The following is a 2979-nucleotide window of genomic DNA, read 5'->3' as shown; positions in this document are numbered from 1 at the left end:
CGACGAGGAACAGGTGGCATTCACCAAGACGCTGGGCACCTTCGCGCCGGAGAACGATGGCCAGGAAATCTACAAGGTGACCCTGGATACCAAGGCCAACGCACGCGCCGACTACCTCAAGGGGTCGCTGTACTGGCACATCGACGGGACGATGAACAAGGTGCCGATTCTGGCCTCGATCCTGTCGGCCAAGGCGCTGGCGCCGGAGGGCGGCGACACCGACTTCTGCAACACCTACGCTGCCTACGACGACTTGTCCGACGAGCAGAAGGACGAGTACGCCAAGCTGACGGTAATGCACTCGGCCTGGAACTCGCTGCTCTATTACGACCCCGAGCCGGACCCGCGCGTGCTCAAGGGCATGATGGCGATCGGCGACAACGAACTGCCGCTGATCTGGAATCACCAGTCCGGCCGCAAGTCGCTGGTCATCGGCTGCACGGCGCATCACGTGGTCGACATGGACTACCGGGACAGCACCAGGCTGCTGGTCGATCTGCGCCAGTGGGCGACCCAGCCGGACTTTACCTACCGTCACAAGTGGACCGTGGGTGACATGGTGATCTGGGACAACACCGGCACCATGCACCGCGCCACGCCTTACGACCCCGCCTCGGGCCGGATGATGCACCGGACCAAGCTGCAGGGCGAGGAGCCGTTCGCGTGAGCTGCAAGCCGACCGTCACCCCGCAGCAGGTCGATATCCCCGGCCTGATCGAGAAGTACAACGCGTTCCGCGACAAGCGGATGCGCAAGGAAGGGCAGCGCCAGTACGTGCGTCCCAGCGGCGGTGCCGTCGAGTCCTATTCCGTCGATCCGCACACGCCGGTGGCGCCGCGCGATCCGATCAGCGAGGAGCTGGATGTCGTCGTGCTGGGCGCCGGCTGGGGCGGCATTCTGGCGTCCTACCATCTGATACAGCAGGGCGTGACCAACATCCGCAACGTCGACACCGCGGGTGATTTCGGCGGCGTCTGGTACTGGAACCGCTACCCGGGCATCCAGTGCGACAACGACGCCTATTGCTATCTGCCGTTGCTGGAGGAAACCGGCTTCATGCCGTCGAAGAAGTTTTCCGACGGCCAGGAAATCTTCGAGTACGCCAGGCGGATCGCCGGCCAGTTCGGCTTTGCCGACCAGGCGCTGTTCCACACGCAGATCACCGAGCTGCGCTGGAACGAGGATGAGCACCGCTGGCATGTGAAGACGAATCGCGGTGACGACCTGCGCCCCCGCTTCGTGGTCATGGCCTGTGGCGTGCTGAACATGCCCAAGCTGCCGGGCATCGAGGGCATCGATGATTTCGACGGCAAGCTGTTTCACACCGCGCGCTGGGATTACGACTACACCGGCGGCGGCTACGGCAATCCCGATCTCAGCAAGCTGGCGGACAAGCGCGTCGCCATCGTTGGCACCGGCGCCACGGCGATTCAGGCGGTGCCGCATCTGGCGAAGCACGCCAAGCACCTCTATGTGGTGCAGCGCACGCCGTCGAGCATCGACGAGCGTCCCAACCCGCCGACCGACCAGGCCTGGTTCGATTCGCTGCAACCGGGTTGGCAGGACGAGCGCCGGGCGAACTTCCAGCGCGCGGCGCAGGAATTCCTGCAACCGGGCGAGCCCGATCTGATCTGCGACATCTGGACCGAGATCAACCGCAATCTCAACGCGGAACTGGAAGCCGAGGGCTGGCCGGAGCTGAGCCTGGAAGAGATGTTCCAGCGCAAGGGCATGGTCAATTTCAAGGTCATGGAGCGGCTGCGCCAGCGCGTCGAGGAACTGGTCGACGACCCCGACACCGCCGAGGCGCTGAAGCCCTACTACCACTTCCTCTGCAAACGGCCGCTGTCCAGCGACGAGTTCTACCCGGTGTTCAACCGGCCCAATGTCGAACTCATCGACGTGTCGGAGACCAAGGGTTTGCAACGCCTGACGAAGACCGGGTTCGTGGCCAACGGGCGGGAATACGAGGCCGACTGCGTGATCTTCGCCAGCGGCTTCGAGGTCACCAGCGAGCTGGAGCGGCGCTGGGGCATCGAGGTGATCGAGGGGCGTGGCGGCGTGTCGCTTTACGACCACTGGCGCGACGGTCCGGTGACCCTGCACGGGACCATGACCCATCGCTTTCCGAACCAGTTCTACATCGGCTACATCCAGGGTGCGCTCAACGCCTCGGTGACCGAGCAGTTCGGCCAGCAGGGTCGCCACAGCGCCTACATCATCGCCGAGGCGCTGAAGCGGGACATCACCGCCGTGGAGCCGACCCGGGCCGCGCAGGACGACTACGTCCAGCGCTTCAATGACATCGCCGTGGACCTGTCCGAGTTCCAGGCGAGCTGCCCGCCCAGCTATTTCACCAACGAGGGCGTGGTCAACGACAAGTGGTCGCTGTTCCGCGGCTGGGGCCATGGCTGGATCGCGTTCCAGCAGATGGTGCAGGCCTGGCGCGACGCCGGTGATTTGCAGGGGATGGACACCCGACAGCTCAGTGAGGAGGTCACATCATGAACGAGCAGGTCAACATCACCGTCGACGATCTGGCGGAACCCCTGACCATTGGCACCGAGGCGTATCTGTCGCCCGAGTACGCCAAGGCCGAGGGCGATCGGCTGTGGTCCAAGGTCTGGCAGCACGCCGGCCGCGTCGAGGAGATTCCGAACCCCGGTGACTTCTTCACCTACGAGATCGGCAGCGACTCGATCATCATCGTCCGCGCCGAATCCGGCGACATCAAGGCCTTCCACAATGTCTGCTCTCATCGCGGGCGTCAGCTCGTGGACGTGCCCTGCGGGCAGCACAGCGCCTGTGGCCGCAAGCAGCGCTTCGTCTGCGGTTATCACGGCTGGCGCTACGGTCTGGACGGCGCCTGCACGCACAAGCTGGACGAGGAGGACTGGAAGGGCACGCTGACCGACGAGCGCACGCGTCTGAGCGACGTGCAAGTCGACACCTGGGGCGGCTGGATCTGGATCAACATGG

At 64.5% G+C, this 2979-nt stretch carries 3 protein-coding genes; all 3 read left to right on the top strand.

What is annotated here, in order from left to right; genetic code table 11:
- The coding region (locus ABNS06_RS00525) for a TauD/TfdA family dioxygenase (RefSeq protein WP_348671935.1) at positions 1–667 on the top strand (667 nt) is incomplete at its 5' end.
- Complete coding sequence (locus tag ABNS06_RS00520) at positions 664–2508, top strand: NAD(P)/FAD-dependent oxidoreductase (protein WP_348671934.1); 1845 nt, start codon at positions 664–666, stop codon at positions 2506–2508. The genes ABNS06_RS00525 and ABNS06_RS00520, both read left to right, overlap by 4 nt.
- Positions 2505–2979 (top strand): Rieske (2Fe-2S) protein (locus ABNS06_RS00515; protein ID WP_348671932.1); only part of this gene is annotated, 475 nt, incomplete at its 3' end. The genes ABNS06_RS00520 and ABNS06_RS00515, both read left to right, overlap by 4 nt.

It is taken from the genome of uncultured Abyssibacter sp., assembly GCF_964000955.1.
In the GTDB taxonomy this organism is placed as follows: Bacteria; Pseudomonadota; Gammaproteobacteria; order Nevskiales; family OUC007; genus Abyssibacter.
Note: the sequence above shows the minus strand (reverse complement) of the source record. Positions and strands in the feature narration are given on the sequence as shown.